Annotated in this window: 26 protein-coding genes and 2 tRNA genes; 26 read left to right on the forward strand and 2 right to left on the reverse strand. The window is 68.2% G+C overall.

Annotated elements, in window-relative coordinates; all coding sequences use genetic code 11:
* Positions 1–20 precede the first annotated feature (20 nt).
* Positions 21–809: a 23S rRNA (guanosine(2251)-2'-O)-methyltransferase RlmB gene (gene rlmB, locus GRI72_RS04380; RefSeq protein ID WP_237486793.1), complete on the reverse strand. Its 789-nt coding sequence runs from the start codon at positions 807–809 to the stop codon at positions 21–23.
* A gap of 150 nt (positions 810–959) precedes the next feature.
* On the opposite strand from rlmB, the gene GRI72_RS04385 reads away from it, so the two are divergent.
* Positions 960–1,045, forward strand: a tRNA-Tyr gene (locus GRI72_RS04385).
* 77 nt (positions 1,046–1,122) lie between these two features.
* Positions 1,123–2,253, forward strand: coding sequence for a beta-ketoacyl-ACP synthase III (locus tag GRI72_RS04390; RefSeq protein ID WP_160732731.1), 1,131 nt, complete (start codon positions 1,123–1,125; stop codon positions 2,251–2,253).
* On the opposite strand, the gene GRI72_RS04395 is transcribed toward GRI72_RS04390, so the two are convergent.
* A complete protein-coding gene (locus GRI72_RS04395) occupies positions 2,214–3,296 on the reverse strand; it encodes a phosphatase PAP2 family protein (RefSeq protein WP_160732732.1) in 1,083 nt (360 codons plus the stop codon). The two genes, GRI72_RS04390 and GRI72_RS04395, sit on opposite strands and share 40 nt — an antisense overlap.
* Before the next feature lie 98 nt (positions 3,297–3,394).
* Between GRI72_RS04395 and GRI72_RS04400 the strand changes: the two genes are divergently transcribed.
* From GRI72_RS04400 to GRI72_RS04510, 24 genes are all read left to right on the forward strand, one after another.
* Positions 3,395–4,144 (forward strand): phosphatidylserine decarboxylase, encoded by a 750-nt coding sequence (locus GRI72_RS04400; RefSeq protein ID WP_160733215.1) that lies wholly within the window; start codon positions 3,395–3,397, stop codon positions 4,142–4,144.
* Positions 4,141–4,998 (forward strand): CDP-alcohol phosphatidyltransferase family protein, encoded by an 858-nt coding sequence (locus tag GRI72_RS04405; protein WP_160732733.1) that lies wholly within the window; start codon positions 4,141–4,143, stop codon positions 4,996–4,998. The genes GRI72_RS04400 and GRI72_RS04405 overlap by 4 nt, the downstream gene beginning before the upstream one ends.
* 551 nt (positions 4,999–5,549) lie before the next feature.
* On the forward strand, positions 5,550–6,299 hold the full coding sequence (gene rpsB, locus GRI72_RS04410) for a 30S ribosomal protein S2 (protein WP_160732734.1): 750 nt from the start codon (positions 5,550–5,552) through the stop codon (positions 6,297–6,299).
* 84 nt (positions 6,300–6,383) lie between these two features.
* Entirely contained in the window at positions 6,384–7,310 is a 927-nt protein-coding gene (gene tsf / locus GRI72_RS04415; RefSeq protein WP_160732735.1) for a translation elongation factor Ts, read from the forward strand.
* 153 nt (positions 7,311–7,463) lie between these two features.
* Positions 7,464–8,186 (forward strand): UMP kinase, encoded by a 723-nt coding sequence (gene pyrH, locus GRI72_RS04420; protein ID WP_160732736.1) that lies wholly within the window; start codon positions 7,464–7,466, stop codon positions 8,184–8,186.
* Positions 8,187–8,188: 2 nt separating this feature from the next.
* Positions 8,189–8,746, forward strand: a complete 558-nt coding sequence (gene frr / locus GRI72_RS04425; protein ID WP_160732737.1) for a ribosome recycling factor — start codon at positions 8,189–8,191, stop codon at positions 8,744–8,746.
* An 88-nt stretch (positions 8,747–8,834) separates the two neighbouring features.
* A complete protein-coding gene (gene uppS, locus GRI72_RS04430) occupies positions 8,835–9,506 on the forward strand; it encodes a polyprenyl diphosphate synthase (protein ID WP_160732738.1) in 672 nt (223 codons plus the stop codon).
* The gene (locus tag GRI72_RS04435) at positions 9,493–10,230 is read left to right on the forward strand and encodes a phosphatidate cytidylyltransferase (RefSeq protein ID WP_160732739.1); all 738 of its coding nucleotides are present in this window, start codon (positions 9,493–9,495) and stop codon (positions 10,228–10,230) included. The genes uppS and GRI72_RS04435 overlap by 14 nt, the downstream gene beginning before the upstream one ends.
* Positions 10,227–11,393: a 1-deoxy-D-xylulose-5-phosphate reductoisomerase gene (locus GRI72_RS04440; protein WP_160732740.1), complete on the forward strand. Its 1,167-nt coding sequence runs from the start codon at positions 10,227–10,229 to the stop codon at positions 11,391–11,393. Before GRI72_RS04435 ends, GRI72_RS04440 begins: the two co-directional genes overlap by 4 nt.
* Complete coding sequence (rseP, locus tag GRI72_RS04445) at positions 11,383–12,522, forward strand: RIP metalloprotease RseP (RefSeq protein ID WP_337191129.1); 1,140 nt, start codon at positions 11,383–11,385, stop codon at positions 12,520–12,522. Before GRI72_RS04440 ends, rseP begins: the two co-directional genes overlap by 11 nt.
* Before the next feature lie 155 nt (positions 12,523–12,677).
* Positions 12,678–15,368 carry an outer membrane protein assembly factor BamA gene (bamA, locus tag GRI72_RS04450; RefSeq protein WP_160733217.1) on the forward strand — a complete coding sequence of 897 codons (2,691 nt, stop codon included), beginning with the start codon at positions 12,678–12,680 and terminating at the stop codon, positions 15,366–15,368.
* On the forward strand, positions 15,368–16,048 hold the full coding sequence (locus GRI72_RS04455) for an OmpH family outer membrane protein (protein ID WP_160732741.1): 681 nt from the start codon (positions 15,368–15,370) through the stop codon (positions 16,046–16,048). Before bamA ends, GRI72_RS04455 begins: the two co-directional genes overlap by 1 nt.
* Before the next feature lie 38 nt (positions 16,049–16,086).
* Positions 16,087–16,557, forward strand: a complete 471-nt coding sequence (gene fabZ / locus GRI72_RS04460; RefSeq protein ID WP_160732742.1) for a 3-hydroxyacyl-ACP dehydratase FabZ — start codon at positions 16,087–16,089, stop codon at positions 16,555–16,557.
* 144 nt (positions 16,558–16,701) lie between these two features.
* Positions 16,702–16,929, forward strand: a complete 228-nt coding sequence (gene rpmE, locus GRI72_RS04465) for a 50S ribosomal protein L31 (protein WP_047805932.1) — start codon at positions 16,702–16,704, stop codon at positions 16,927–16,929.
* A 333-nt stretch (positions 16,930–17,262) separates the two neighbouring features.
* Positions 17,263–17,339, forward strand: a tRNA-His gene (locus tag GRI72_RS04470).
* A gap of 47 nt (positions 17,340–17,386) precedes the next feature.
* Entirely contained in the window at positions 17,387–18,454 is a 1,068-nt protein-coding gene (locus tag GRI72_RS04475; protein ID WP_160732743.1) for a Leu/Phe/Val dehydrogenase, read from the forward strand.
* Between the two features lie 98 nt (positions 18,455–18,552).
* Complete coding sequence (ccmC, locus tag GRI72_RS04480) at positions 18,553–19,275, forward strand: heme ABC transporter permease CcmC (protein WP_160732744.1); 723 nt, start codon at positions 18,553–18,555, stop codon at positions 19,273–19,275.
* Positions 19,275–19,415 carry a hypothetical protein gene (locus GRI72_RS14545; RefSeq protein ID WP_202388933.1) on the forward strand — a complete coding sequence of 47 codons (141 nt, stop codon included), beginning with the start codon at positions 19,275–19,277 and terminating at the stop codon, positions 19,413–19,415. The genes ccmC and GRI72_RS14545 overlap by 1 nt, the downstream gene beginning before the upstream one ends.
* On the forward strand, positions 19,412–19,888 hold the full coding sequence (ccmE, locus tag GRI72_RS04485) for a cytochrome c maturation protein CcmE (protein ID WP_337191130.1): 477 nt from the start codon (positions 19,412–19,414) through the stop codon (positions 19,886–19,888). Before GRI72_RS14545 ends, ccmE begins: the two co-directional genes overlap by 4 nt.
* The gene (locus GRI72_RS04490; RefSeq protein WP_160732746.1) at positions 19,885–21,855 is read left to right on the forward strand and encodes a heme lyase CcmF/NrfE family subunit; all 1,971 of its coding nucleotides are present in this window, start codon (positions 19,885–19,887) and stop codon (positions 21,853–21,855) included. Before ccmE ends, GRI72_RS04490 begins: the two co-directional genes overlap by 4 nt.
* Positions 21,855–22,379 carry a DsbE family thiol:disulfide interchange protein gene (locus tag GRI72_RS04495; RefSeq protein ID WP_160732747.1) on the forward strand — a complete coding sequence of 175 codons (525 nt, stop codon included), beginning with the start codon at positions 21,855–21,857 and terminating at the stop codon, positions 22,377–22,379. Before GRI72_RS04490 ends, GRI72_RS04495 begins: the two co-directional genes overlap by 1 nt.
* The gene (locus GRI72_RS04500; RefSeq protein WP_160732748.1) at positions 22,376–22,801 is read left to right on the forward strand and encodes a cytochrome c-type biogenesis protein; all 426 of its coding nucleotides are present in this window, start codon (positions 22,376–22,378) and stop codon (positions 22,799–22,801) included. Before GRI72_RS04495 ends, GRI72_RS04500 begins: the two co-directional genes overlap by 4 nt.
* The gene (locus tag GRI72_RS04505; protein WP_160732749.1) at positions 22,798–23,430 is read left to right on the forward strand and encodes a tetratricopeptide repeat protein; all 633 of its coding nucleotides are present in this window, start codon (positions 22,798–22,800) and stop codon (positions 23,428–23,430) included. The genes GRI72_RS04500 and GRI72_RS04505 overlap by 4 nt, the downstream gene beginning before the upstream one ends.
* 108 nt (positions 23,431–23,538) lie before the next feature.
* Positions 23,539–25,476 carry a potassium transporter Kup gene (locus tag GRI72_RS04510; protein ID WP_160732750.1) on the forward strand — a complete coding sequence of 646 codons (1,938 nt, stop codon included), beginning with the start codon at positions 23,539–23,541 and terminating at the stop codon, positions 25,474–25,476.
* Positions 25,477–25,520 lie beyond the last annotated feature (44 nt).

Below are 25,520 nucleotides of genomic sequence, written 5' to 3' on the forward strand. Positions count from 1 at the left end.
CCGTCTTGCGTCGATGCGTGTCAGCGCGATGCCAGCGCGTAAAGCGCGATCGCAGCTGCGTTTGAAACATTGAGGCTTTCCATGCGCTGACTGATCGGCAGCCGGGCGAGGGCATCGCAATGCGCGGCGATATTGGGCCGCATGCCTTCGCCTTCTGCGCCGAGCACGAGCGCGACCGGGCCCGCGGGCAGCGCCTCCGCCAGGCTCGCGTCCGCTTCGCCGGTGAGGCCGATGCGCCAGTATCCCGCCTCGGCCGCGCTCTCGAGCGCGCGGGCCAGGTTGACCACGCGGACCCAGGGAACGATCTCGAGCGCGCCCGAGGCGGACTTGGCGATAACCCCCGATTCGGGCGGGGCATGGCGATCCTGGGTGACGATGGCCCGCGCATCGAACGCCGCGGCGGAGCGCAGGATCGCGCCGACGTTGTGCGGGTCGGTCACCTGGTCGAGGAAGACCAGCGGCCCCGCGCCGTCCTGCGCCAGGACTTCGTCGAGCAGGAGATCCTCCAGCGGCGCGCATTCGAGCACGAGGCCCTGGTGCGGCGCGTCGCGCGCCACCAGCCGGGCCAGGTCCTGCACGTCGGCATATTCGACCGGGAAATCGGGCGGCAACTCGCCGTCCAGCGATTCGATGCCTTCGCGCGTCGCCCACAGCTTGCGATGGCTGCGCGCGGGATTGCGCAGCGCAGCCTCCACCGCGTGGCGGCCCCAGAGGCGCACCTGGCCGGTGCCGGCCCGGCCGCTGCCGCGCCCGCCCTGCATCCGCCCGGCGCGCCCGCGCAGTGCCCGCTTGCGATCACCCTTGGCCAATCGAAAATCCCCTTGTGGTCATGTGCCACCTTCGTTGCCCCGCCCATGCCAGCGGCCCCATTGACAGGCAAGCGCCGCTTCGCCAAAGGGGCGCCTCTCGGCAAGGGGCGCCCCGGTTGGCGGCGCCGTTTCACGCAGGCCAAGGCATGTGGACAGGTGGCCGAGTGGTTAAAGGCAGCAGACTGTAAATCTGCCCGCGCAAGCGTACGCTGGTTCGAATCCAGCCCTGTCCACCACCTGCCATCCCTTCTCAATCGGCGCCGTCGTTCCCGGCAAACTTGCCCTGTCGGTTCGGCCGCTCTAATCGGCGGCGATGGACACTGCACCGCGCCCCGTGATTTCCGCGACCGGCCTGTTCACGCCGGAAGAGAGCATTTCCAACGAGGAGCTGGTCGCCAGCTTCAACGCTTACGTCGAGCGCTTCAATGCCTCGAACGCCGCCGCGATCGAGGCGGGAGAGGTTCGCCCGCTCGAGCCCAGCTCGGTCGAGTTCATCGAGAAGGCGAGCGGGATCAAGTCGCGCCATGTCATGGCCAAGGCGCCGGTGCTCGATCCCGAGATCATGGCCCCGCGCTGGGAAGAGCGCGCCGACGAAGACCTGTCGATCCTGGCCGAGATCGGCGTGGCCGCGGCGCGCGATGCACTGGCGCGGGCGGGGCGCGAGGCACGCGATGTCGATGCCGTCCTGTGCGCCGCATCGAACATGCAGCGCCCCTATCCGGCGATGGCGATCGAGATCCAGCAGGCGCTGGGCATCGACGGGTTCGCCTTCGACATGAATGTCGCCTGCTCGTCCGCAACCTTCGGGATCCAGACCGCGGCCGACTATATCCGCGCCGGCCATGCGCGCTCGGTCCTGGTCGTCAGCCCGGAAATCACCAGCGGCCACCTGAACTGGCGCGACCGCGACAGCCATTTCATCTTCGGCGACGTCGCCACCGCCGTGCTGGTGGAGGAGGCGGACCTGGCCCCGGCCGCCCACTGGGACATTCTCGGCACCCGGCTGAAGACGGTTTTCTCCAACAACATCCGCAACAATTTCGGCTTTCTCAACCGCGCGCACCCGGACACCGCCGACACGCCGGACAAGCTTTTCGTCCAGGAAGGGCGCAAGGTCTTCAAGGAAGTCGTGCCGATGGTGGCGCAGATGATCGTGGACGAGGCGGGGCGGCTGGGGATCGATCCGCAGGCGCTGCGCCGGCTGTGGCTGCACCAGGCCAATGCGGGGATGAACCGCCTGATCGCCCAGCGCGTGCTGGGGCACGAGGCCAGCGCGGACGAGAGCCCGACGGTCCTCGACACTTATGGCAATACGTCGAGCGCCGGATCGATCATCGCCTTCCACCTGCACAGCGCGGACCTGCGCGAAGGCGACACCGGGCTGATCTGCAGCTTCGGGGCGGGCTATTCGGCGGGGACGGTCTTCGTTCGCAAGGCGGGCTGAAGGCGCGGGGCGCTGCCGGCCAGGCGCGCGTCCCACCACGCGATGACCGCGCCCGAAAGACGCCAGAGCAGCGCGACCATGACGATCGAGACCAGCCCGTCGACGGCGTAGTGATAGGCAAGGTGGACCGAGCCGATCCAGGTGACGACGAAGAAGGCGAACATCCAGCGCCCGGCGCGCGCCGATATGCGGCGCACGGCGAGCCAGTAGAGGAACGCGATCGCGACATGCATGCTCGGCATCGCGGTTATCCCGCTGCCGAGCCCGTCGGCATCGGCGGCGTGCCAGTCGAGCAGCATCTGCTGAACCGCCAGGGGCATGACCGGTATCTGGGCATCGGCGGCCCGCAGGTAGGCCATCTGCGCGTCGAAAGTGGGATCGCCCATCAGCGGGCCAAGGAAACACGGCCCGACCGAAGCCAGCAGCGTGGCCGCGCCGCCACCGATGACCGACCACGACAGGGCATAGCCGAGGAAGAACTGCCGCCGCAGCGCCGGGTCGATCGCGGCGAAAGCCATGTAGAGACAGCCGGCGTAGAGCAGCAGGAACCAGGCCTGGTACAGCAGGCCGAGCAGTGCGGTGACCGGCGGATAGCCGACCAGCGGCTGGAGCACCTGCCAGGCGTCGTACCCGAAGAAGATCGCCCGGTCCCAGGCGATGAAGGTCGCATCCCAGGTATAGGCGCTGAACAGCGGGATCGCCGCCTTCATCTTGGAGAAGAACGGCATCAGCAGGATGCACAGCGCCAGCAGGGGCGCGCCGGCGATCCAGCGCCGGATCGCGCCCGGGCCGGCGTAACGCCGGTGGAGCGCCGCGAAGGGTTCGCGCGGGCGGTGGCGGGCGAGGTGCAGGCCGGCGTCGAGCGCCATCCAGGCGACGATCGATACGAGGTAGATCCGCGCATTGGCGAGCACCGGCCCGGCGTCGAGCCCGATTCCGCGGCTCGCGAGCAGGGCGGTGCAGAGCGCGAAGAGCGCCAGCGTCACGCCGTAGACCGGCATTTCGCCGGTCCAGCGCCGCAGGAGGGAACCGCGGGTGTCCACGCCGGGGCGGATAAGGCGATATGGTAAGGATCGCCCTAACGCGCGGCGCATGTCGCGATCCGCTTGTTTGCTTTGCGCCGAGGCCCTAGATGGCAGGCATGGCAGGCGAACTGGTCGATAACAAGGGACGCGGCGATGTCGGTTGGCATTGGCCGCCGATCCATCCCGAAGGGCGCAAATTCGGGCTGATCGCCGTGGGCATCAGCCTGGCGGCGGCGTTCATGGCGTGGGAGACGATCGCCTGGCCGATGGCGTTCCTCTCGCTCGGCGTGTTCGCTTTCTTCCGCGACCCGGAACGGGTCGTGCCGCAGGACGATGCCTTCATCGTCTCGCCTGCCGATGGCCTCGTCTCGCTGATCGCGCAAGTCGAGCCGCCGGCCGAGCTGACGATGGACGACGGCAGCGGCACGCCCTCGCTCGCGCGCGAGCCGGTGACGCGGGTGTCGATTTTCATGAGCGTGTTCGACGTGCACATCAACCGCGCGCCGATCGCCGGCACCGTGCGGCGCCTGGTCTATATCCCGGGCAAGTTCATGAACGCCGATCTCGACAAGGCGAGCGAGGACAACGAGCGGCAGCATATCCTGATCGAGCGGCACGACGGCCTGATGCTCGGCTTCACGCAGATCGCCGGGCTGGTCGCGCGCCGGATCGTGCCTTTCGTCAAGCCGGGCGACACAGTTGCGGCCGGCGGGCGCGTCGGCCTGATCCGTTTCGGCAGCCGGGTCGATGTCTACCTGCCGGCAGGTACCGATCCGAAAGTCCTGGTCGGGCAGAAGGTCGTCGCGGGTGAAACGATCCTCGCCGAAGTGGGCGAACGCCGCCTGATCGAGGGCATTGCCCAGTGAACGACGATTATCCCCGCCTGGGGCCGAAGGCCGCGGAAGACGAGGTTCCGCTGCCTGCAGGGCGGGTGAGGGGGCTGTCGCTGCGCGCCGTCCTGCCCAATGCGATCACGGCGGCCGCGCTCTGTTCGGGCCTGACCGGGATTCGCTTTGCGATCGCCGAAAACTGGAGCCTCGCGATCTTTGCGGTGATTCTGGCCGGCCTGCTCGACGGGATCGACGGCCGCATCGCGCGCCTGCTGAAGGCGCAGTCGCGCTTCGGGGCGGAGCTGGACAGCCTGGCCGATTCGCTTTCGTTCGGCATGGCGCCGGCGATCATCTTCTATCTCTGGACACTGCAGGACCTGCCCCGGCTGGGCTGGTTCGCCGCGCTGGCCTTCGCGATCTGCTGCGCGCTGCGACTGGCGCGGTTCAACGCGCAGATCGACGTGGACGACCAGCCGCACAAGTCGGCCGGCTTCCTCACCGGCGTGCCGGCCCCGGTCGGTGCCGGGCTGGCTTTCCTTCCGTTCTACCTGTGGATGGCCACCGGGTGGGAAGAATTCCGCGAGCCGATCGTCTGCGCGATCTGGATGGTCGCCATGGCCTTCCTGATGATTTCCAACATCGCGACGCTCAGCTGGACCTCGATCCGGCCGCGGCGGACCGTGCGCCTCGAACTCATTGCCGGCGTGGGCATCCTGTTCGCCGCGCTCCTCCTCGAACCCTGGTGGACGCTGGTCGCGATCTGCGCCGGTTATCTCGCCCTGATGCCTTATGCGCTGGTCCGTTACGCCCGCGTCAGGCGGCTACGGGAAGCGGGTGCGGGCGGGATGCGGCCGGAGCCGGACGACGCGCCGCACGACCCGGTCGGCTGACCGGGCGAGAGCCGCCGTCCCGCGGGCAGATGGCCCGCGGCCCCGCGACGATCGTTACCCTGACCCCGGCCGGCCCCGCGGGCGCGGACCTTTCGCGCCGAAGGCGGCGCCATGCAGCGCGCCCGCGCACGAAGCTGTCTGCCAGCACGAGCGCGGAAGCCGTTGCCGCGAGGACGAACAATCCCACCAGTGCAATGCCGAGCATGACGCGAATCCTTCCGTTGCCGATCCCGGCTGTTGACAGCCTGTGGATGAGAAGTGGATAAACCCTTTGTCGCCCCTTTGTTCCGGGTGACGAGCCGGGTGTTCCCTATTTGTTCCTGCCTGTCAAGCGCCGAATGGGGTGAGCGGCGTTTTTCCTGCGGCAAACGGGGGCTGGATTTTCGGTCAGAACCGGTCTAGGGGCGCGGCCGCGTGGCGAATCCGCGGGCATTTCCGCCGGGTTCGAACCCCACGCAAATCCACATGGAGAGCGCCACATACCGGTGCCTGCCGCGGGATCTCCGCACGGGTTCCAGCTCTCCAGAGGCTCAACCGGAAAGGAAATACCTATGGCGGCTTCCACCGTCACCATGCAGCAATTGATCGAGGCCGGCGCGCACTTCGGCCACCAGACCCACCGCTGGAACCCGCGGATGAAGCCGTACATCTTCGGCGCCCGCAACGGTGTGCACATCATCGACCTGTCGCAGACCGTTCCGCTGTTCTCGCGCGCGCTCGACTTCATCGAGCAGACCGTGCGTTCGGGCGGCAAGGTCCTGTTCGTCGGCACCAAGCGCCAGGCCCAGGAACCGATCGCCGAGGCGGCCCGCGCCGCCGGCCAGCACTTCGTCAACCACCGCTGGCTGGGCGGGATGCTGACCAACTGGAAGACGATCTCCCAGTCGATCAAGCGCCTCAAGTCGCTGGAAGAGCAGCTTTCGGGCGACACCTCGGGCCTGACCAAGAAGGAAGTCCTCCAGCTCACGCGCGAGCGGGACAAGCTGGAGCTTTCGCTCGGCGGTATCCGCGACATGGGCGGCATTCCCGACGTGATGTTCGTGATCGACGCGAACAAGGAAGACCTGGCGATCAAGGAAGCCAACGTGCTCGGCATCCCGGTCGTCGCCGTGCTCGACACCAATGTCGATCCCAGCGGCATCGCCTTCCCGGTTCCGGGCAACGACGACGCCAGCCGCGCCGTGCGCCTCTATTGCGAGGCCGTGCGCGATGCGGCGGCCGCCGGCCGCGGCGGCAAGGTCGCCGAAAGCGGTGACGACGTCGGCGCGATGGAACAGCCGCCGGTCGAAACCGCGGCCTGATTTCAGGCGACTGTCACAAACATGACCTAGCGCGCCGGGCCTGACCCTCGGGCCCGGCGCCCCAGATTTACAGAGGAAACGATCATGGCTGCATTCACTGCCGCTGACGTGAAGACCCTGCGCGAGAAGACCGGCGCGGGCATGATGGACGCCAAGAAGGCGCTCGAGGCCGCGGACGGCGATATCGAGGCCGCGGTCGACGCGCTGCGCGCCAAGGGCCTGGCCACCGCGCAGAAGAAGTCCAGCCGCACCGCGGCCGAAGGCCTCGTCGGCGTTGCCGTCGCGGGCACTCGCGGCGTGGCGGTCGAGGTGAACTCCGAAACCGACTTCGTGGCCAAGAACGACAAGTTCCAGGACTTCGTCCGCAAGACCACCGAGGCCGCGCTGTCGGTCGAAAGCGACGACGTCGAGGCGCTCAAGGCCGCCGCCTATCCCGAGGGCGGGACCGTGGCCGACAAGCTGACCGACAACGTCGCGACCATCGGCGAGAACCAGCAGGTTCGCCGGATGAAGACCGTCTCGGTCGAGAACGGCGTCGTCGTTCCTTACGTCCACAACGCCGCCGCGCCCAACCTGGGCAAGATCGGCGTGCTCGTCGCGCTCGAGAGCGAGGCCGACAAGGCGACGCTCGAAGGGCTGGGCAAGCAGCTGGCGATGCACATCGCCGCCGCCTTCCCGCAGGCCCTTGATGCCGAGGGGCTCGACCCCGAGGTGATCGAGCGCGAGCGCAAGGTCGCCGCGGAAAAGGCCGCCGAAAGCGGCAAGCCGGCCGAGGTCCAGGAAAAGATGGTCGAAGGCGCGGTGAAGAAGTTCGCCAAGGAAAACGCGCTGCTGAGCCAGGTCTTCGTGATGGACAACAAGACCCCGGTGGCGGACGTCGTTGCCAAGGCGGGCAAGGACGCAGGCACGCCGATCGTCCTGAAGGACTATGTCCGCTTCCAGCTTGGCGAAGGCATCGAGAAGGAAGAAAGCGACTTCGCGGCAGAGGTTGCCGCGGCCGTCGCCGGCTGACTTTTCGCAGCGCACGAACGTGCGGCCGTCGAACCCCGGTTCGGCGGCCGTTTTCGTTCGGCGGCCCGGCCCCGGCTTTCCCTTTGCGCGCAAGGGGCGGGGCGGCTAAGGACGCCGGCAACCCTCGCAACTTTCTCGGAAACCAGCCAGCCCATGTCTTCCCCGGAATACAAGCGCATACTCCTGAAACTCTCGGGCGAGGTGCTGATGGGCGACCAGCAGTTCGGGATCGACCCCGCCTTCGTCGCGGAACTGGCGCAGGAAGTGAAGGCGGCCAAGGATACCGGGCTGGAAATCTGCCTGGTGATCGGGGGCGGCAATATCTTCCGCGGCATGGCCGGCGCGGCGCAGGGGATGGACCGGGCGCAGGCCGACTACATGGGAATGCTGGCGACGGTGATGAACGCGCTGGCGATGCAGAACGCGCTCGAACAGCTCGGCGTGCAGACCCGCGTCCAGTCGGCGGTACAGATGGACCAGGTGTGCGAGCCGGTGATCCGGCGCCGCGCCGAACGCCACCTGGAAAAAGGGCGCGTGGTGATCTTCGCCGCCGGTGTCGGCGCGCCTTATTTCACCACCGACAGCGGCGCGGCGCTGCGAGCGGCCGAGATGCGCTGCGACGCGCTGTTCAAGGGGACGAGCGTGGACGGGGTCTATGACAGCGACCCGAAGAAGAATCCCGCCGCAAAACGTTTCGAAACCGTCAGCTACGACAAGGTGCTGGCGAACAACCTCAAGGTTATGGATGCATCGGCCGTTGCGCTCTGCCGCGATAACGGGATCCCGATCGTGGTCTTCTCGATCCGCGAAAAGGGCAATCTCGCGCGCGTGCTCGCCGGCCAGGGCGTCCAGACGGTAGTGAAAGAGGAAGCCTGACAATGGCCAAATACGACAAGAGCGATATCGAGCGCCGGATGCAGGGCGCGGTGGAAAGCCTGAAGGGCGACCTGTCGGGCCTGCGGACCGGGCGCGCCAACACCAGCCTGCTCGACCCGGTTCAGGTCGAAGTCTACGGCGCGATGATGCCGCTCAACCAGGTGGCGACGGTCAACGCGCCCGAACCGCGGATGCTCGCGGTGCAGGTGTGGGACAAGGCGAACGTGACCGCGGTCGAGAAGGGCATCGCCCATGCCAACCTGGGCCTCAACCCGATGACCGACGGGCAGACGATTCGCCTGCCGATGCCCGACCTGACCGAAGAGCGTCGCCGCGAACTGGCCAAGCTCGCCGGGAAGTACGCGGAGAACGCGAAGATCGCGATCCGCAACGTCCGCCGCGACGGGATGGAAGCCCTGAAGGAAGACGAGAAGAAGAAGGAAATTTCCGAGGACGACCGCAAGCGCAGCGAGGAGGAGGTCCAGAAGCTGACCGACAAGTACGTCGCCGAAGCCGATGCCGCCGCCGCGCAGAAGGAAAAGGAAATCCTGACCCAGTGATCGACCCGGGCTCAGGAAAGGCGTTCGTGCCCGCCATTGTCGTGCCCGCCGCTGTCATGTCAGGCCGCTGCCGCCCGAAAGCCGCGCGATGACGACCCCCCGCCACGTGGCCATCATCATGGACGGCAATGGCCGCTGGGCCAAGCGCCGCCACCTGCCGCGCGCGATGGGCCACCAGCGCGGCGTGGAGGCCGTGCGCGCGCTGGTGCGGGGCCTGGCCGGCACGGGGATCGAGTGCCTCACGCTCTACGCTTTCAGCTCGGAGAACTGGAAGCGGCCGGGCGAGGAAGTCGACGACCTGATGAACCTGATGCGCAAGTTCGTGAAATCGGACCTGCCCGAGTTCATCGCCAACGACGTCAGGCTGAAGATCATCGGCGACTGGCGCTCGCTCGCCCCCGACATCGTCGAGATGCTCGAAGATGCGCTGGACCGCACGCGCGAGGGCACGCGCACCCTGGCGGTGGCGCTCAACTACGGGTCGCAGCAGGAAATCGCCCGTGCCGCCGCCCGGGCCGCGCGGGAAGGGGAGGTGACGACCGAGACGATCGCCGCCCATCTCGACACCGCGGACCTGCCCCCGCTCGACCTGCTGATCCGCACCAGCGGGGAAGTGCGCCTGTCCAATTTCCTCCTCTGGCAATGCGCCTATGCCGAGATGATCTTCGTCGACACGCTGTGGCCCGATTTCACCCTCGGCCACCTGGCCGATGCGCTGGAGGAATTCGCCCGGCGGGAGAGGCGATATGGCGGACGGTGACAAGCGTGCCCCGGCGGGCGCGTCGCCGGGGGCCGGGCGCTCCGACCTGCCGGTCCGGCTGGCGTCGGCGGCGGTCATGCTCGCGCTGGCCGGGCTCGCCCTGTGGCAGGGTGGGCGGGTGCTCGACCTGTTCATCGGCCTCGTCGCCTTCGCCTGCCTTGCCGAGTTCACGGTGCTCGTCGCGCGCGCGACCGCCAATATCCCCTATCGCCTGGCCGCGCTGATTGCCGGCGCGCTCTACATCGGCGGGGCAGCCGCGGTGCTCGTCGGCGCGAGCGAGCCGATACTGGTGCTGATCCTGGGGGTCACGATCTTCACCGACAGCGGCGCCTATTTCGCCGGCCGCGCGATCGGCGGGCCGCGCATCGCGCCGCGGATCAGCCCGTCCAAGACCTGGGCGGGGCTCGGCGGGGGGATGGTCGCTTCCGCGCTATGGACCGGTGCCTGGGCCTGGGCGATCGACCGCGGCTTTGCCGGCCTCGGCCCCGGGGCGCCGCCCGCGCTGCCGTGGGGCGACGCGCTGCCGGCCTATGCCGCGCTGGGGGCCGGGCTGGCCGTGCTCGCCCAGGCGGGCGATTTCCTCGAAAGCTGGCTCAAGCGCCGTGCCGGGGTGAAGGACAGCTCGCGGCTGATCCCCGGCCACGGCGGCGTGTTCGACCGCGTCGACGGCCTCCTGCCCGTCGCGCTCGCCATCGGCGGCTTGGCCGCATCGGTGGCCGCGTGACCCGCGCGATCTCGATCCTCGGCGCGACCGGTTCGGTCGGGGCCTCGACGCTGGACCTCGTGCGTCGCAACCGCGAGCAATGGCGCGTGGTCGCGCTGACCGCGAACTGCAGCGCCGGGGAACTCGCCGCGCTGGCCCGCGAATTCGACGCGGAAATCGCCGTCGTGGCCGACGAATCGTGCCTCGGCGACTTACGCGCCGCGCTGGCCGGGTCGGCGGTCGAGGCGGCCGGCGGCAGGCCGGCGCTGTGCGATGCGGCTGCCCGGGCGGCCGATATCACGGTGGCCGCGATCGTCGGCTGCGCCGGGCTGCGCCCGACGATGACGGCAATCCGCCGGGGCGGGGCGATCGCGCTCGCCAACAAGGAAGCGCTCGTGTCCGCCGGCCCGGTGATGACCGCGGCCGTGGCGGAGCACGGCGCGACCCTGCTGCCGGTCGATTCGGAACACAACGCGATATTCCAGTGCCTGCAGGGCGGCCGCCTGGCCGATGTCCGCTCGATCACGCTGACCGCCAGCGGCGGCCCGTTCCGCACCTGGAGCGCGGAGCGGCTGGCCCGCGCCACTCCGGCCGAGGCGGTCGCCCATCCCAACTGGGACATGGGCGCGAAGATCAGCGTCGATTCGGCGACGATGATGAACAAGGGCCTCGAATTCATCGAGGCGCACCACCTGTTCCCCGTGGGGCTGGAGGCGCTGCGCATCGTCGTTCATCCGCAAAGCGTGGTCCATTCGATGGTCGAATACCGTGACGGATCGACGCTGGCCCAGCTCGGCCCGTCGGACATGCGCGTGCCGATCGCCTCGTGCCTCGCCTGGCCGGAACGGATGGATACCCCTTGCGACCCGCTGGACCTCGCGGTGATCGGGGCGCTGACGTTCGAACGCCCTGACGAGGGACGCTTCCCCGCCACGCGGCTGGCGCGCGAGGCCGCCCATGCCGGCGGGGCCGCGGCCGCCGTGCTCAACGCGGCGAACGAAACCGCCGTGGAAGCTTTCCTGGCCGGTCAGATCGCGTTCACCCGGATTGCCCTAGTGGTGGAGCAGACCCTCGAACGCCTTGACCCGCCGCCGCCCGCGACTCTCGACGACGTGCTCGCCGTCGATGCCGAGGCGCGGCGCCGTGCCCGCGAAATCATGGAGAACGCCGCAAGTGGCCGATAGCCCTTCATTCTGGATGTACGTCGTCGGCTTCCTGCTGGTGCTGGGGCCGCTGATCACGATCCACGAGTTCGGCCATTACCTGGTCGGGCGCCTGTTCGGCGTTCACGCGGAGGCTTTCTCGATCGGTTTCGGCAAGGAAATCGCCGGCTGGACCGACCGCCGGGGGACTCGCTGGAAGCTCTCGGCCCTGCCGCTGGGCGGCTATGTCCAGTTTCGCGGCGACATGAACCCCGCCAGCATTCCCGACGACGAGGGGCTGGCCGCGATCCCCGAGCGCGACCGGGCCGGGGCCTTCCACTTCAAGCCATTGTGGCAACGGGCGCTGATCGTCTTCGCCGGCCCGGCGACCAACGTGATCGTCGCCCTCGGCATTTTTGCCGCCTTCTTCATGGTGGTCGGCAAACCGGTTCCGGTGGAGGCGGAAAGTCAGCTGACGGTCGCCGGTTTCTCCGAGGAATCGGCCGCCCGGTCGGCGGGGATGAAGATCGGCGATCGCATCGTGGCCATCGACGGCGAGCCGATGAACGGTTTTCGCGACGTGCAGGATGCCGTCATGCTCTATCCCGGGCGCACGTTCGAGATCGCGGTGGACCGCGGCGGCCGGGCACTCGAACTGGAGGTGACCGCCCGCCCGCTGGAGATCGAGGACAATTTCGGCAACGTGTCGACGATCGGCCTGATCGGCATCGCCCCGGCGGCGGTCGAACACGATTTCGTCCGCCAGGGTCCGCTGGCCTCGCTCGGCCTGGCAGTGGATCACAGCATCGACATCGGGCGGATGATGATCACCGGGGTGGGGCAGATCCTGTCGGGCGAACGCTCGGTCCAGGAACTGGGCGGCCCGATCAAGATCGCCAAGTTTTCCGGCGAGCAGTTCAGCCTGGGCCCGCTGGCCTTCATCAACTTCATCGCGCTGATCTCGCTTAATTTGGCATTCATCAACCTCTTGCCAATCCCGGCGCTCGACGGCGGCCACCTGGCGTTCTACGCGCTGGAGGCGGTTCGCCGGAAGCCGGTGGGACCGCGGGGGCAGGAACTGGCTTTTCGCACCGGCCTGGCGCTGGTGCTGGGATTGATGGTGTTCGTCACGATCAACGACCTGGTTTCGCTGCCGATATTCGGCAGCTGACCGATCCGGGGGGACTATAGAGCGCGGGGGACTCGTTCCTTCCTTTGCTTGATCGGGGGCACTGCATCGGGCAAGGGCGGCATTTGCCGCAGCGCCCGATGATGGGCTGCGGCCCATTGGTGCAATGGATAAGGATGGACGGGATCACCGTGGCGATGACAGAACGCGAGAAAGCCGCCGGCGCATTCGGCAAGACCGGCGCACGTTTCGCGCTAGCCCTCCTGGGGGGCACCATGCTGGCCGGCGTGCCGGCGCCTTCGCTGGCACAGGACGCGGGGGCCCCGGCGCAGCCTGCCGCCGCGCAGCAGCCGGCACCGGCGCCCAGCGGCGACACGATCCAGTCGATCACCGTGGTCGGGGCCCAGCGGCTGGAGGCGGGAACGATCCTGTCCTATATCGAAATGCGCGCGGGCGATACGTACACGCAGGCTCTCGCCGACCAGGCGCTGAAGGATCTCTACGCGACCGAGCTGTTCTCCGACGCCAGCATCCGCAACGACGCCGGCACCGTGGTCATCTCGGTGACCGAGAACCCGGTGATCAACCGCATCATCCTGGAGGGCAACAAGCGGATCAAGAACGACAAGATCCTGCCCGAAATCCGCCTCGCGCCCCGGCAGATCTTCACCCGTTCCAAGGTCCGGGCCGACACGGCGCGGATCATCGAGCTGTACAAGCGCCAGGGCCGGTTCGCCGCTTCGGTGGAGCCGAAGACGGTCGAGCTGAGCCAGAACCGCGTCGACATCGTGTTCGAGATCAGCGAAGGGCCGAAGTCGAAAGTCCGCCAGATCAATATTCTCGGCAACGAGGAATTCGATGACGGCGAGCTGAAGAGCGAGATGGTGACCAAGGAAGCGCGCTTCTTCCGCTTCTTCAGCTCCAACACCAGCTACGACCCGGACCGGCTGGCCTTCGACCAGCAGAAGCTGCGCCAGTTCTATCTCACCGAAGGCTACACCGATTTTCGGGTGGTGTCCGCCGTCGCGGAGCTTACCCCCGACAAGCGCGACTTCATCATCACGTACGTGGTCGAGGAAGGCGATCGTTACCGCTTCGGGGATGTCGAGGTGGACAGCCAGATCCGCGACTTCGACAGCGAACGCATGACCAGCAACCTCGCGATCAAGAGCGGGGACTGGTACAACGCCAAGCTGGTCGAGGATACGGTCGAGCAGATGAACGAGCTGGCCGGCACGTTCGGCTATGCCTTTGCCGACACGCAGCCGCAGTTCGTGCGCAACCCTGAAGACCTGACGATGGACGTGACGTTCGTCCTGCGCGAGGCGCCACGCGTCTATGTCGAGCGGGTCGATGTCAACGGCAATACGCTGACGCAGGACAAGGTCATTCGTCGCGAATTCCGCGTGGCCGAAGGCGATGCGTTCAACTCGCTGCAGGTCAAGCGTTCGACCAACCGGATCAAGTCGCTCGGCTATTTCCAGGAAAACTTCGAGATCGAGCAGAAGGAGGGCAGCGCCCCCGACCGCATCGTGCTGGAAGCGAACGTGGAAGAGCAGCCGACCGGCGAGCTGCAGCTTTCGGCGGGCTTCTCGTCGATCGAGAACTTCATCCTCGCCGGCTCGATCAAGCAGAACAATTTCCGCGGGCGCGGCCAGACGGTCGGCGCATCGGTCAATTACTCGCGTTATTCGCGGTCCGCGGCGCTGAGCTTCACCGAGCCTTACGTCTTCGATCGGAACATCTCGACCGGGATCGATATCTACCGCAAGGACTACAACAGCTTCAACTTCACCAACAACGACCGGAACCGGACGTTCGAGCAATCGACCACCGGTTTCTCGCTGCGCCTCGGCGTGCCGCTGACCGAATATATCTCGGCCATCGGCAGCTATACGCTGAACTACGACGACGTCTCGCTCGACGAGTTCACCTATTACAGCGACATCGACGGCGACGGGGTGGCGGAATGCGACCCGGTGCTCGCGGGGCGTTACTTGTGCGAGGCGGTCGGGACGCGGCTCAGCTCGATCCTCGGGCTCACCGTGTCGATGCGGACGATCGACAATCCCTATCGCCCGACGCGCGGGCACACGCTCTCGCTCAGCACCGAGTTCGCCGGGCTCGGCGGCGACGTGAAATACCTGCGGCTGCGGGCCAAAGGGGCGAAGTACTGGCCGGTGTTCGGCGGCTTCATCTTCTCGCTCCAGGGCGAAGGCGGCGTGATCAAGGGACTGGAAGATCGCGGCCCGGGGGTGGACGACGTGCGCCTGACCGACCGCTTCTTCCTCGGCGAGCCGCAGTTCCGCGGCTTCGACATCCGCGGCGTGGGCCCGCGCGTCCTGCGCCAGCCGATCCGCGATACCGACGGCGACGGGGTCGGCGAACTGATCACCGATCGCGACCAGGTGGGCGACGACGCCCTGGGCGGCAATGCCTATTACCTCGGCCGTGCCGAGCTGGAGATCCCGCTGGGCTCGGGCGCGCGCGAGATGGGGCTGCGCCCCTCGATCTTCGTCGACGTCGGGGCGCTGTTCAACGTGACCCGGCCGGTGCTGCAGAGCTCGCCGTTCCCTGACGGTATCCAGAGGCAGTTGTTCGATAACGACGGCAACCCGCTCTACGTCGACCCCGACGATCCGACGCAGTGGACCACCGACCCGACCGACGGTTCGGGCAACCCGAACGATCCGTGGATGTACCAGGTGGCCGCGCCTTTCCAGGAAGTCTTCCTGGGTGATTCCGCCAGCCCGCGCGTTTCCGTGGGTATCGGCGTCAACTGGAACTCGCCCTTCGGGCCGTTCCGCATCGACTTCGCCCACGTGCTCAGGAAGGAGCCGGGCGACGACACCAAGAAATTCACCTTCAACGTAGGGACACAGTTCTGATGAAAACGCTTTTCAAGCCGGTTCTCGCTGCCGGCCTCATGCTGACTGCTTCGGCGGCGCCCATGCTCGCCGCGCCGGCCGTGGCCCAGGATGCGCGCGGTATCGGCGTCGTCAGCCTGCCGGCCGTGATCGCCAATTCCAACGCCTATCGCACCGCGGAACAGCAGCGCCAGACGACCTACCAGGCGCAGATCAGCCAGGCCGAATCGCGCCGGCAGCAGATCGAGGCGCAGCTGACCCCGATGATCCAGGCGTTCAACACCGCGCGCCAGGGCGCCAATCCGGACCAGCAGGCGCTGCAGCAGCAGGCCGCGCAGATCCAGCAGATCGAGCAGGCGGGCCAGCGCGAACTGCAGACGATCCTCGCACCGGTCGCGCTCAGCCGCGCCTACGTGACCGAGCAGATCGAAGACCGCTTGGACGAGGCCGTGCAGGCCGCCGCTGCCAAGCGCAACGTCACGCTGATCCTCGATGCAACCTCGGGCCAGGTCATCTTCGCCGGCGCGCAGCACAACCTGACGCAGGACGTGCTGAACGAGCTCAACACGCTGGTGCCCAGCGTGCAGATCACCCCGCCCGAAGGCTGGGTTCCGCGCGAGATCCGGCAGCAGCAGCAGGCCGCCGCGCAGGCGGCCCAGGCCCAGCAGGCCGCGCAGCCGCAGCAGCCGACCGGCCGCTGATCGAACGGTAAGAAGCACAGGGTGAAGAAGGCAGGGCGATGAGCGACGACACGGGCGCACGGTCCGATTACGATATCCGCAAGGTGCTGGCCGCCCTGCCGCACCGTTACCCCCTCCTGCTGGTGGACAGGGTCCGCTCGATCGAGCTGGGCGAGCGCATTCACGCGGTGAAGGCGGTCACCTTCAACGAGGATTTCTTCCAGGGCCACTTTCCCGGTGCGCCGATCATGCCCGGGGTCCTGCAGGTCGAGGCGATGGCCCAGGCGGCCGCTATCCTGGGGATCGAGACGCTCGAGCTGGCCGGGAGCGGAAAGCTGGTCTATTTCATGGGGATAGACAACGCGAAGTTCCGCGCACCGGTGACCCCGGGGTGTCTGCTCGATCTGGAAGTGGAGTTCCTCCAGAAACGCAGCCGGGTCTACAAGTTCAAGGGCCGGGCCAGCGTGGAAGGCAAGACGACCTCGGAAGCGGAATTCACCGCGATGATCGCCGACCCGCCCGCCGGCTGAGGGCACGCCGGGGCCGGCCACCTGCCCGGCGAACCACCCGGGCGCGAGCGGGCTTGCTTTTCGCGCGAAACACGCCTAGGCGCGCGCCTTTCCCGACACTGCCGACCGGTCGGAACCGGTCATATGCACAAGGATCTTTGAGCCATGAAGGCCGACGCACATCCCGATTACCACACCATCACGGTCAAGATGACCGATGGCACCGAATTCCAGACCCGCTCGACCTGGGGCAGCGAAGGCGACACGCTCACGCTCGATATCGATCCCACCAGCCACCCGGCCTGGACGGGCGGCAAGCAGCAGATCCAGGAAGGCGGCCGCGTGGCTGCGTTCAACAAGCGTTTCGGCGGCCTCTCGCTCAAGAAGGGCTGATTTCGCCGGCGATCGGCGGCGCCGGTCGCGCCGCGCCGGAAGAATCGGGGCGGTCCGCATGGGCCGCCCTTTTTCGTTTGTCCGGCTCGCCCACGCGCGCACCAATCGCGCGGATTCGGGGCGAGGGCGCGCCATTTCCCGGTCTCGGGGCCATGCCTTCGGAGGCAGGCGAAATTTTCTTGCGCCGGCAAGGGCGGGGCGCAGTTTTCGCTTTGCAAACCGGCGCGCTTGTGCAACAGGCGCGCGCCTTGGCGGTTCGCGGCTTGACCGCGTGGCGCAGGGGCGTATCAGCCCCGCTTTAACACGGCAGGCCCAGGTCGGGCCGGGCATGTGGCGATCGTAGCTCAGTTGGTTAGAGCGCCGGTTTGTGGTACCGGAGGTCGCGGGTTCGAACCCCGTCGATCGCCCCATTTTCCCAGTTTCTTGCCGTTGATCACAGCGGGGCTTTCTCACGGACATGACGGCTTTCTGGACCGAAGCGGACTTCGACGATCACGAACTGGTGCAGCTTGTCAGGGATCGCCGGTCGGGCCTGACCGCGATCATCGCGCTTCATTCGACCCATCTCGGCCCGGCAGCGGGCGGCACGCGCTTCTGGCACTATGCCGATGCGGGGGAGGCCATGCGCGATGCCCTGCGCCTCAGCCGCGGGATGAGCTACAAGAACGCCATGGCCGGCCTGCCGATGGGCGGCGGCAAGGCGGTGATCCTGGCCGGTGAGGACAAGGCGAAGACGCCCGACATGCTGGCGGCCTTCGGCGACGCGGTGGAGGCACTGGGCGGCCGCTACGTCACGGCCGAAGACGTGGGAATCGGCGAAAGCGACATGGTCGCCGTGTCGCAGCGGACCGATTACGTATCCGGCCTGCCGGTCAGCGGCGAAGGGGCGGCAGGGGGCGATCCCGGGCCGTTCACCGCGATGGGCATCTATCACGGCATCAAGGCCGCCGTGCGGTACAAGCTGGGCAAGGACAGCGTCGAGGGCGTCCATGTCGCGATCCAGGGCACCGGCAGCGTGGGCGGCGGCGTTGCCCGCCTGCTGGCGAAGGACGGCGCGCGCCTGACCCTGTCGGACATCAACCAGGCTCGCGCCGCCGAACTGGCGGAAGAACTGGGTGCGCAGACGGCCGCGCCCGATGCGATCATGGGCGTCGCCTGCGACGTCTTCAGCCCCAATGCCCTCGGCGCCATCCTCGACGAAGACGGGATCGCGCGGCTCGACACGCCGATCGTGGCGGGCGGGGCGAACAACCAGCTCGCCCGTGCCCACCACGGCCGGATGCTGGCGGAACGCGGCATTCTCTACGCGCCCGATTACGTTATCAATGCCGGCGGCATCATCAGCGTGACGCTGGAATACCTGGCCCGCCGCAACGGCACGCCGAGCGACATCAACGAAGTGCGCAAGCGGATCGCGCGGATCCCCGAGCGGCTCGAGGAAGTCTGGCGCAAGAGCGACGAAAGCGGGCAGTCGCCCGACGTCGTGGCCGATCGCATGGCGCAGGAACTGATCGGGCGCGGCTGACCGTCCGGCGACGCGATCGCTCGCGGGCGGGGCAGGGCGCGAAACGCTTGCCCCGCGCGGGCTCTCCTGCCATTGCGCCTCGCGAACGGACCTGATCGATGCATGGCTTCGCCAATCCCAAGCGGTTCCTCTCCCTCGTGCGCTGGCTGACCCCGACGATGCTCGCGAGCGGGCTGGTGCTGGCCGCCGTCGCCCTCGCCTGGGGGCTGTGGTTCGTGCCGCCCGACCGCCTGATGGGCGAGACGGTGCGCATCCTCTTCCTGCACGTTCCCGCCGCCTGGCTCGGCATGGGGGGATGGGCGGCGATCGCCGTCGCCAGCGCCGCGTTCCTGGTATGGCGCCATCCGCTGGCCGCCCTGGCCGCGCGCGCCGCGGCGGTGCCGGGCATGGTCTTTACCGCCGTGTGCCTGGCGACGGGATCGATCTGGGGCCGGCCGACCTGGGGCACCTGGTGGGTATGGGACGGGCGGCTGACGTCGATGCTGGTCCTGCTGTTCCTCTATTTCGGCTATCTCGCGCTGGCCCAGGCCGTGGCGCGCGAAGGCGGGTCGAGCCGCATCCCGGCGATCTTCGGCCTCGTCGGGGCTATCAACATCCCGATCATCAACCGCTCGGTCGTGTGGTGGAACTCGCTCCACCAGCCGCCCAGCATCACGGTGGGCAAAAGCGCGATCGATCCGCAGTTCCTCGCCCCGCTGCTGGTCGCGGTGCTCGGCTTCTCGCTGGTCTTCGGCGGGGTCGTCCTCGCCCGGATGCGCGCGCTGCTGGGCGACATCCAGGCCGATGCGCGGCTGCGGCGCAAGGCGGGGGAGGCAGCCTGATGCGCGAGGCGCTGGACCAGTGGACTTTCGTGATCGCGGCCTATGCCCTGGGCATTGCCGCCACCCTGGCGCTCGTCGCCTGGGCATGGTGGGACATGCGCCGGGCCGAGCGGCGGCGGGAAGAGGCACGCCGCAAGTGACCGCCCCTGCCGACCGGATCAAGGCCAAGCACCAGCGGCTCGTGCTCGTGATCATCGCGCTGGTCGCGCTCGTCGGCGCGGGCCTGCTCGCCGCGTGGGCCCTGCGCAGCCAGGCGAGCTATTTCTACGTTCCCGAACAATTCGTCTCCGAACCGCCGGAGCCGGGCCGCGCAGTCCGCCTGGGCGGAATGGTGGAGGAAGGATCGATCCGCACGATGCCCGACGGGGTGACGATCGCCTTCGTCGTCGGCGACGGCAAGGCGCGCGTCCCGGTGCGCTTTTCCGGCATCCTGCCCGACCTTTTCGTCGAGGGATCGGGCGTCGTGGCCGAGGGGCGCCTCGGCGGTGACGGGACTTTCGTGGCCGACAACCTCCTGGCCAAGCACGACGAGAACTACGTCCCGCGCGAGCTGCAGGAAATGACCGAGCACCAGCGGCGCGACCTCGTGGCCGAGGCGGAGGACGGCGCTTGATCGCCGGGCTCGGCCTGGCGGCACTGTGGCTGGCAGCGGCGCTCGCCGCCCTGCAGCTCTATGCCGGCGCGATGGCGCAGCGCGACGGCGGCGGCGCGGCGGCCGCGCTGGTCCGGCCGGCGGCGGTGGTGCAGGGGCTGGCCTGCGCCTTCGCCTTCGTCATGCTGCTGTGGCTGTTCGCGGTGACCGACCTCTCGGTCAAGCTGGTGGCGACCAATTCGCATTCGGCCAAGCCCTTGATCTACAAGCTGACCGGTGCCTGGGGCAACCACGAAGGCTCGATGCTGCTGTGGGTCGCCGTGATGGCGCTTTCCGGCAGCTTGATCGCACTGGTCGAACGGCGCCTGCCCGAACGCACGATGCTGGCCACGCTCGCCGCGCAGGCCTTCGTCGGGCTCGGCTTCTATGCCTTCCTGATCTTCAGCTCCAACCCGTTCGAGCGCCTGCCCCAGCCTCCGGCCGAGGGGCTCGGCCTCAACCCGCTGCTGCAGGACATCGGCCTCGCGCTCCACCCGCCGACGCTCTATTTCGGCTATGTCGGCCTCTCGGTCGCCTTCAGCTTCGCCGTCGGCGCGCTGTTGACGCGGCAGGTCACGCCGGAGTTCGCGCGCGTCATGCGGCCCTGGGTCCTGGGTGCCTGGGTCTTCCTGACGCTCGGCATCACGGCCGGGTCGTACTGGGCCTATTACGAACTCGGCTGGGGCGGCTGGTGGTTCTGGGACCCGGTGGAGAACGCCTCGCTGATGCCCTGGCTGGCGGCGACCGCGCTGCTTCATTCGGCCAGCGTGCTGGCCGCGCGCGACGCCTTGCGCGCATGGACGATCATGCTCGGCGTCGTCGCGTTCTCGATGTCGATGCTCGGCACGTTCCTCGTCCGCTCGGGCATTCTCACCAGCGTCCACGCTTTCGCCGTCGATCCCCAGCGCGGGGCGTTCATCCTGGTCCTGCTCGCGCTCTATATCGGCGGGGCGCTGGCGCTGTTCGCGCTGCGCGCCGGATCGGTCAGCGAAGGCCAGCGCTTCGCCGCGACGAGCCGCGAGGGCGCGCTGGTGTTCAACAACGTGATGCTGAGCGCGATCCTGGCCATCGTCCTGCTGGGCACGCTCTACCCGCTGCTGACCGAAGCCTTCGACGTGCGCGTTTCGGTCGGGCCGCCTTACTTCAACCCGGTCGGCGCGATCTTCGCCGTGCCGATGCTGCTGGTCATGGCGGTCGGCCCGCTGCTGCGCTGGCGGCGCGACAGCATCGCCCGCATCCAGCGGCCGGTCGTGCTGATCGGCGTGATCCTGCTCGCGGCGGCCGCCGCGGCGCTGGCGATCGGCGGCGTCGATCTTCTGCCGCTGCTGGGCCTGGCGCTTTCGGCCGCGCTCGCTCTCGCCAGCCTCATGCCGCTGCGCCGGCGCCGGCTTCACCGGGTCCCGCTGTCGGTCTGGGGCATGGTCGTGGCTCATTTCGGGCTGGCCGTCGCGGTGTTCGGCATGGCGAGCGAGACGGCCTTTTCCGACGAACGCCTGGCCGCTGTCGCGCCCGGCGAGACCGTGCGGGTCGGCCCCTGGTCCGTCACCCTGGCCGAGGTCCTGCCCAATGCCGGGCCGAACTGGACCGCGATCGAAGGCCACCTCGTCGCCAGTTACCGCGACGGGGATCCGGTCGCGCTCGATCCGCAGTCGCGCAGTTTCTGGGCCCCGGTGCAGGAGACGACCGAGAGCGCGCTGGCCACCCGCTGGAACGGGCAGCTCTATGCCGTCGTCGGCACGGCCGGCGATGTCGGCGCCGTGACCGAGGGCGACGTGCGGCGCTGGCAGCTCCGGCTGTGGTGGAAACCGTTCGTGACCTTCATCTGGTACGGCGGCATCCTGGTCGCGCTGGGCAGCGCGCTGGCGCTGGTCGGGCGGGTTGCGGCGGACGTGAAACGCCGGACGGTCCGCGCGCGGGCCGCAGAGCGCCGGGCGGAGGTGATCGAGTGATGCGCTGGTGGTGGATTCCCTTGCTGCTTTTCGCGCTGTTCCTGGGCGTTGCCGCCTATCAGCTGAACCAGCCGAAGGACGATTTTGTCCCCAGCGCGATGATCGGCGAGCCCCTGCCGGCGTTCGACCTGCCGCCCGCGCTGGACGGCGTGCCGGGCGTTTCCAGCGCCGATTTCCGCGACGGCAAGCCGCGCCTGCTGAACATCTGGGCGAGCTGGTGCGTGCCCTGCATTGCCGAGGCACCGCAGCTCGAGCGGCTGCGCGAGGAAGGGGCGGAGATCGTCGGCGTTGCGATTCGCGACCGGCCGGAAGACGTCGCCGCCTTCCTCGACCGTTACGGCAATCCCTATACGCGGATCGGCGCGGACGACCTGTCGCAGGTCCAGCTCGCCATCGGTTCTTCCGGCGTGCCCGAGACGTTCGTGATCGACGGCGAAGGGCGGATCACGCACCAGCATATCGGCGACATTCGCGCAGAGCATGTCCCGCGCCTGCTGGAGGAATTGCGGAAGGCCGGTCGATGAGGGGCGGCGGCATCCTCGCGGCCCTCGCGGCTCTCGCGGCGCTCGCGCTGGTGCCTGTACTGGCGGCGGCGCAGCAGGACATGCCGCCCGCGCCCTATGCCTACCGCCAGCTCGACGACCCGGCGCAGGAGGCCGAGGCACAGGCGCTGATGGAGACGCTGCGCTGCCTCAAGTGCCAGAGCCAGTCGATCGCCGACAGCGATGCGCCGATGGCGGGCGACATGCGCCACCAGGTGCGCACCCGCATCGCCGCGGGCGAGGAGCCGGAGGAAATCCGCGCCTGGCTGGTCCGGCGTTACGGCGATTACGTCAGCTACGCACCGGTGATCGGCGAGACGACCTGGCCGCTTTTCGCTGTGCCGCTGGCGTTGCTGCTGGTGGCCGGGGCGATCCTCTGGCGGCGGCTGAGGGGCGCCCGGTGACCTGGCTGCCCGCCCTCGCACTGGCGCTCGCGCTGTTCCTGGTCGCGGCTTTCGCGCTGCGCCTGCCGCGCGCGGGCTGGGCGGCCTTCGGCTCGGCCCTGCTGTTCGGCCTGGCCGGCTATGCCTTCCAGGCGCGCCCCGATATCGCGTCGGCCCCGCGCGCTGCCGTCCCCCGGCCGAGCGAGGCGGGCGAGGCGATGATCGAGGCCCGGCGCACGATGTTCGATGCCCTCGTTCCGCCCAGCAATTTCGTGATCGTGGCCGACGGTTTCGCCCGGCGGGGGCAATATGCCGACGCGGCCAAGATCCTGCGCGGCGAAGTCCGCAAGGACCCGGGCAATGCGGAGGCATGGGTGGCGCTGGGCAATGCCCTGGTCGAGCATGCGCAGGGCAACCTGACCCCGGCGGCGACTTACGCCTACGACCGCGCGGCGCGCGCCGCGCCCGGCCACCCTGCCGCACCCTATTTCCACGGGCTGGCCCTGCTGCGCGCCGGCGAGCCCGACGAAACGCGCAGGCTCTGGGCGCAGGCGGTGGAGAACGCGCCGGAAGGGGCCGAGTGGCTGCCTGCGATGCAGCAGCGGCTCGAACGGCTCGACGCGCTGATCGCCGCGCTCTCCGCACGGTAATGGCCGTTCCCGGGCCATGTTGCAGGCGCGAAGGGACGGTGCTAAGCGCCGCCGCCTTTACATGGCGCGTCGAAGGCAGCACCGGGTAGATTCGGGAACGCCGATTTTATGAGCGAGACTTCCGTTTCACAGGATCCTGTGCCTTCGGGCGGCAGGCAGGCGGGCGCCCACGGCGCATCCTCGTCCAAGGCCGCGCTGGCCGTTGGCGCGATCGGCGTCGTCTTCGGCGATATCGGCACCAGCCCGATCTACGCCTTTCGCGAAACTTTCGTCGGTCCGCACCCGCTGGCGCTCGACACGCTCCATCTTCTCGGCGTGCTCAGCCTGATCTTCTGGTCGATGACGATCATCGTCTCGATCCAGTACGTCACGATCATGATGCGGGCCGACAACAAGGGGCAGGGCGGCACCCTGGCCCTCGTCGCGCTGATTTCCGGCCGGGTGGGGCGAACCGGCTATGGCTGGGTCGCCGTCATGCTGGGGGTCTTCGCGACCGCGCTGTTCTACGGCGACAGCATGATCACGCCGGCCATCTCGGTCCTTTCCGCGGTGGAAGGGCTGACGACGGTGGAAGACAGCTTCGAACCTTTCGTCGTGCCGATCGCGCTGGTCCTTCTGATCGGGCTGTTCCTGCTGCAACGGCGCGGCACGGCCAAGGTCGGGCGGCTCTTCGCACCGGTCATGCTGGTCTATTTCAGCGTGCTCGCAATCCTCGGCCTGATCCAGATCGTCCAGAACCCGGGCGTGCTGGCCGCGCTCAACCCGTGGTACGCGGTCCAGTTCTTCCTGACCGACAAGCTCCTGGCCTTCCTGGCGCTCGGTTCGGTCGTGCTGGCGGTGACGGGGGCGGAGGCGCTCTATGCCGACATGGGCCATTTCGGCCGCGGCGCGCTGCGGATCGGGTGGTTCGGGTTCGTCATGCCGTGCCTCCTGCTCAACTATTTCGGGCAGGCGGCGATGATCATGGGGCTGGAAGCGGCCGCGGCGGCCGACGCGATCCGCAACCCGTTCTTCCTGATGGCGCCCGACGCCTATCGCCTTCCGCTCGTCCTGCTGGCGACATGCGCGACCTTCATTGCCAGCCAGGCGGTCATCACCGGGGCCTTCTCGGTCACGCACCAGGCGATCCAGCTCGGCTACGTCCCGCGCCTGTCGATCCTGCACACGAGCGAGACCGAGCACGGCCAGATCTACATCCCCTTCGTTAACTGGGTGCTGATGATCGCCGTCATCCTGCTGGTGCTGACGTTCCGCAACTCGTCGAACCTCGCCAGCGCCTACGGCATCGCGGTGACCGGAGCGATGCTGATCGATACCTGCCTGATGGCGGTCCTGTTCATCGCGGTCTGGCGGTGGAAGATGTGGATCGTGATCCCCGCCGCCGCGCTTTTCTTCGTGTTCGACGGGGCGTTCTTCGGGGCGAACCTGACGAAAGTGCCCGATGGCGGGTGGTTCCCGCTGCTGGTCGGCGCAATCGCCTTCACCTTCCTCACCACCTGGTCGCGCGGGCGCAAGCTGATGCGCGAGCGGATGAGCGAAGTCGCCCTGCCGATCGAGATCTTCGCCAAGTCGGCCAAGAACAGCGCCATCCGCGTGCCGGGCACGGCGATCTTCATGGCGTCGAGCACGGCGGGCGTGCCATCGGCCCTGCTGCACAACATCAAGCACAACCGGGTCCTGCACGAACGGGTCGTGATCCTGACGGTCGAGATCGCCGAGGAACCCTACGTCGATCCGGAACGCCGGATCGAGTTTCACGACCTGGGCGACGGGTTCTACCGCATGGTGCTGCATTACGGCTTCATGGAGGAAACCGACGTGCCGGCCGCGCTGAAGCAGGTGAACGGCTGCGGCGGCGCCTTCGACATGATGAACACCAGCTTCTTCCTCAGCCGGCAGACGCTGCTGCCGTCGAAGAACCCGAGCATGATGATCTGGCGCGAAAAGATCTTCTCGTGGATGCTGCGCAACGCGGCGACGGCGATGGAGTTCTTCCGCCTGCCGACCAACCGCGTGGTTGAACTGGGCAGCCAGGTCGAGATCTGATCGCCGGGGACGAGATCCGATCCCCGGGGGCGGCCGTTGCGGCG

It is taken from the genome of Pelagerythrobacter marinus (assembly GCF_009827515.1).
In the GTDB taxonomy this organism is placed as follows: Bacteria; Pseudomonadota; Alphaproteobacteria; order Sphingomonadales; family Sphingomonadaceae; genus Pelagerythrobacter; species Pelagerythrobacter marinus.

Excerpts from the sequence above, each read along its gene's own strand:
- GRI72_RS04390 (WP_160732731.1), top strand. The coding sequence starts at position 1,123 with ATGGACACTGCACCGCGCCCCGTGATTTCCGCGACCGGCCTGTTCACG.
- GRI72_RS04400 (WP_160733215.1), top strand. The coding sequence starts at position 3,395 with ATGGCAGGCGAACTGGTCGATAACAAGGGACGCGGCGATGTCGGTTGG.
- rpsB (WP_160732734.1), top strand. The coding sequence starts at position 5,550 with ATGGCGGCTTCCACCGTCACCATGCAGCAATTGATCGAGGCCGGCGCG.
- tsf (WP_160732735.1), top strand. The coding sequence starts at position 6,384 with ATGGCTGCATTCACTGCCGCTGACGTGAAGACCCTGCGCGAGAAGACC.
- pyrH (WP_160732736.1), top strand. The coding sequence starts at position 7,464 with ATGTCTTCCCCGGAATACAAGCGCATACTCCTGAAACTCTCGGGCGAG.
- frr (WP_160732737.1), top strand. The coding sequence starts at position 8,189 with ATGGCCAAATACGACAAGAGCGATATCGAGCGCCGGATGCAGGGCGCG.
- uppS (WP_160732738.1), top strand. The coding sequence starts at position 8,835 with ATGACGACCCCCCGCCACGTGGCCATCATCATGGACGGCAATGGCCGC.
- GRI72_RS04435 (WP_160732739.1), top strand. The coding sequence starts at position 9,493 with ATGGCGGACGGTGACAAGCGTGCCCCGGCGGGCGCGTCGCCGGGGGCC.
- bamA (WP_160733217.1), top strand. The coding sequence starts at position 12,678 with ATGACAGAACGCGAGAAAGCCGCCGGCGCATTCGGCAAGACCGGCGCA.
- GRI72_RS04455 (WP_160732741.1), top strand. The coding sequence starts at position 15,368 with ATGAAAACGCTTTTCAAGCCGGTTCTCGCTGCCGGCCTCATGCTGACT.
- fabZ (WP_160732742.1), top strand. The coding sequence starts at position 16,087 with ATGAGCGACGACACGGGCGCACGGTCCGATTACGATATCCGCAAGGTG.
- rpmE (WP_047805932.1), top strand. The coding sequence starts at position 16,702 with ATGAAGGCCGACGCACATCCCGATTACCACACCATCACGGTCAAGATG.
- GRI72_RS04475 (WP_160732743.1), top strand. The coding sequence starts at position 17,387 with ATGACGGCTTTCTGGACCGAAGCGGACTTCGACGATCACGAACTGGTG.
- ccmC (WP_160732744.1), top strand. The coding sequence starts at position 18,553 with ATGCATGGCTTCGCCAATCCCAAGCGGTTCCTCTCCCTCGTGCGCTGG.
- GRI72_RS14545 (WP_202388933.1), top strand. The coding sequence starts at position 19,275 with ATGCGCGAGGCGCTGGACCAGTGGACTTTCGTGATCGCGGCCTATGCC.
- GRI72_RS04495 (WP_160732747.1), top strand. The coding sequence starts at position 21,855 with ATGCGCTGGTGGTGGATTCCCTTGCTGCTTTTCGCGCTGTTCCTGGGC.
- GRI72_RS04500 (WP_160732748.1), top strand. The coding sequence starts at position 22,376 with ATGAGGGGCGGCGGCATCCTCGCGGCCCTCGCGGCTCTCGCGGCGCTC.
- GRI72_RS04510 (WP_160732750.1), top strand. The coding sequence starts at position 23,539 with ATGAGCGAGACTTCCGTTTCACAGGATCCTGTGCCTTCGGGCGGCAGG.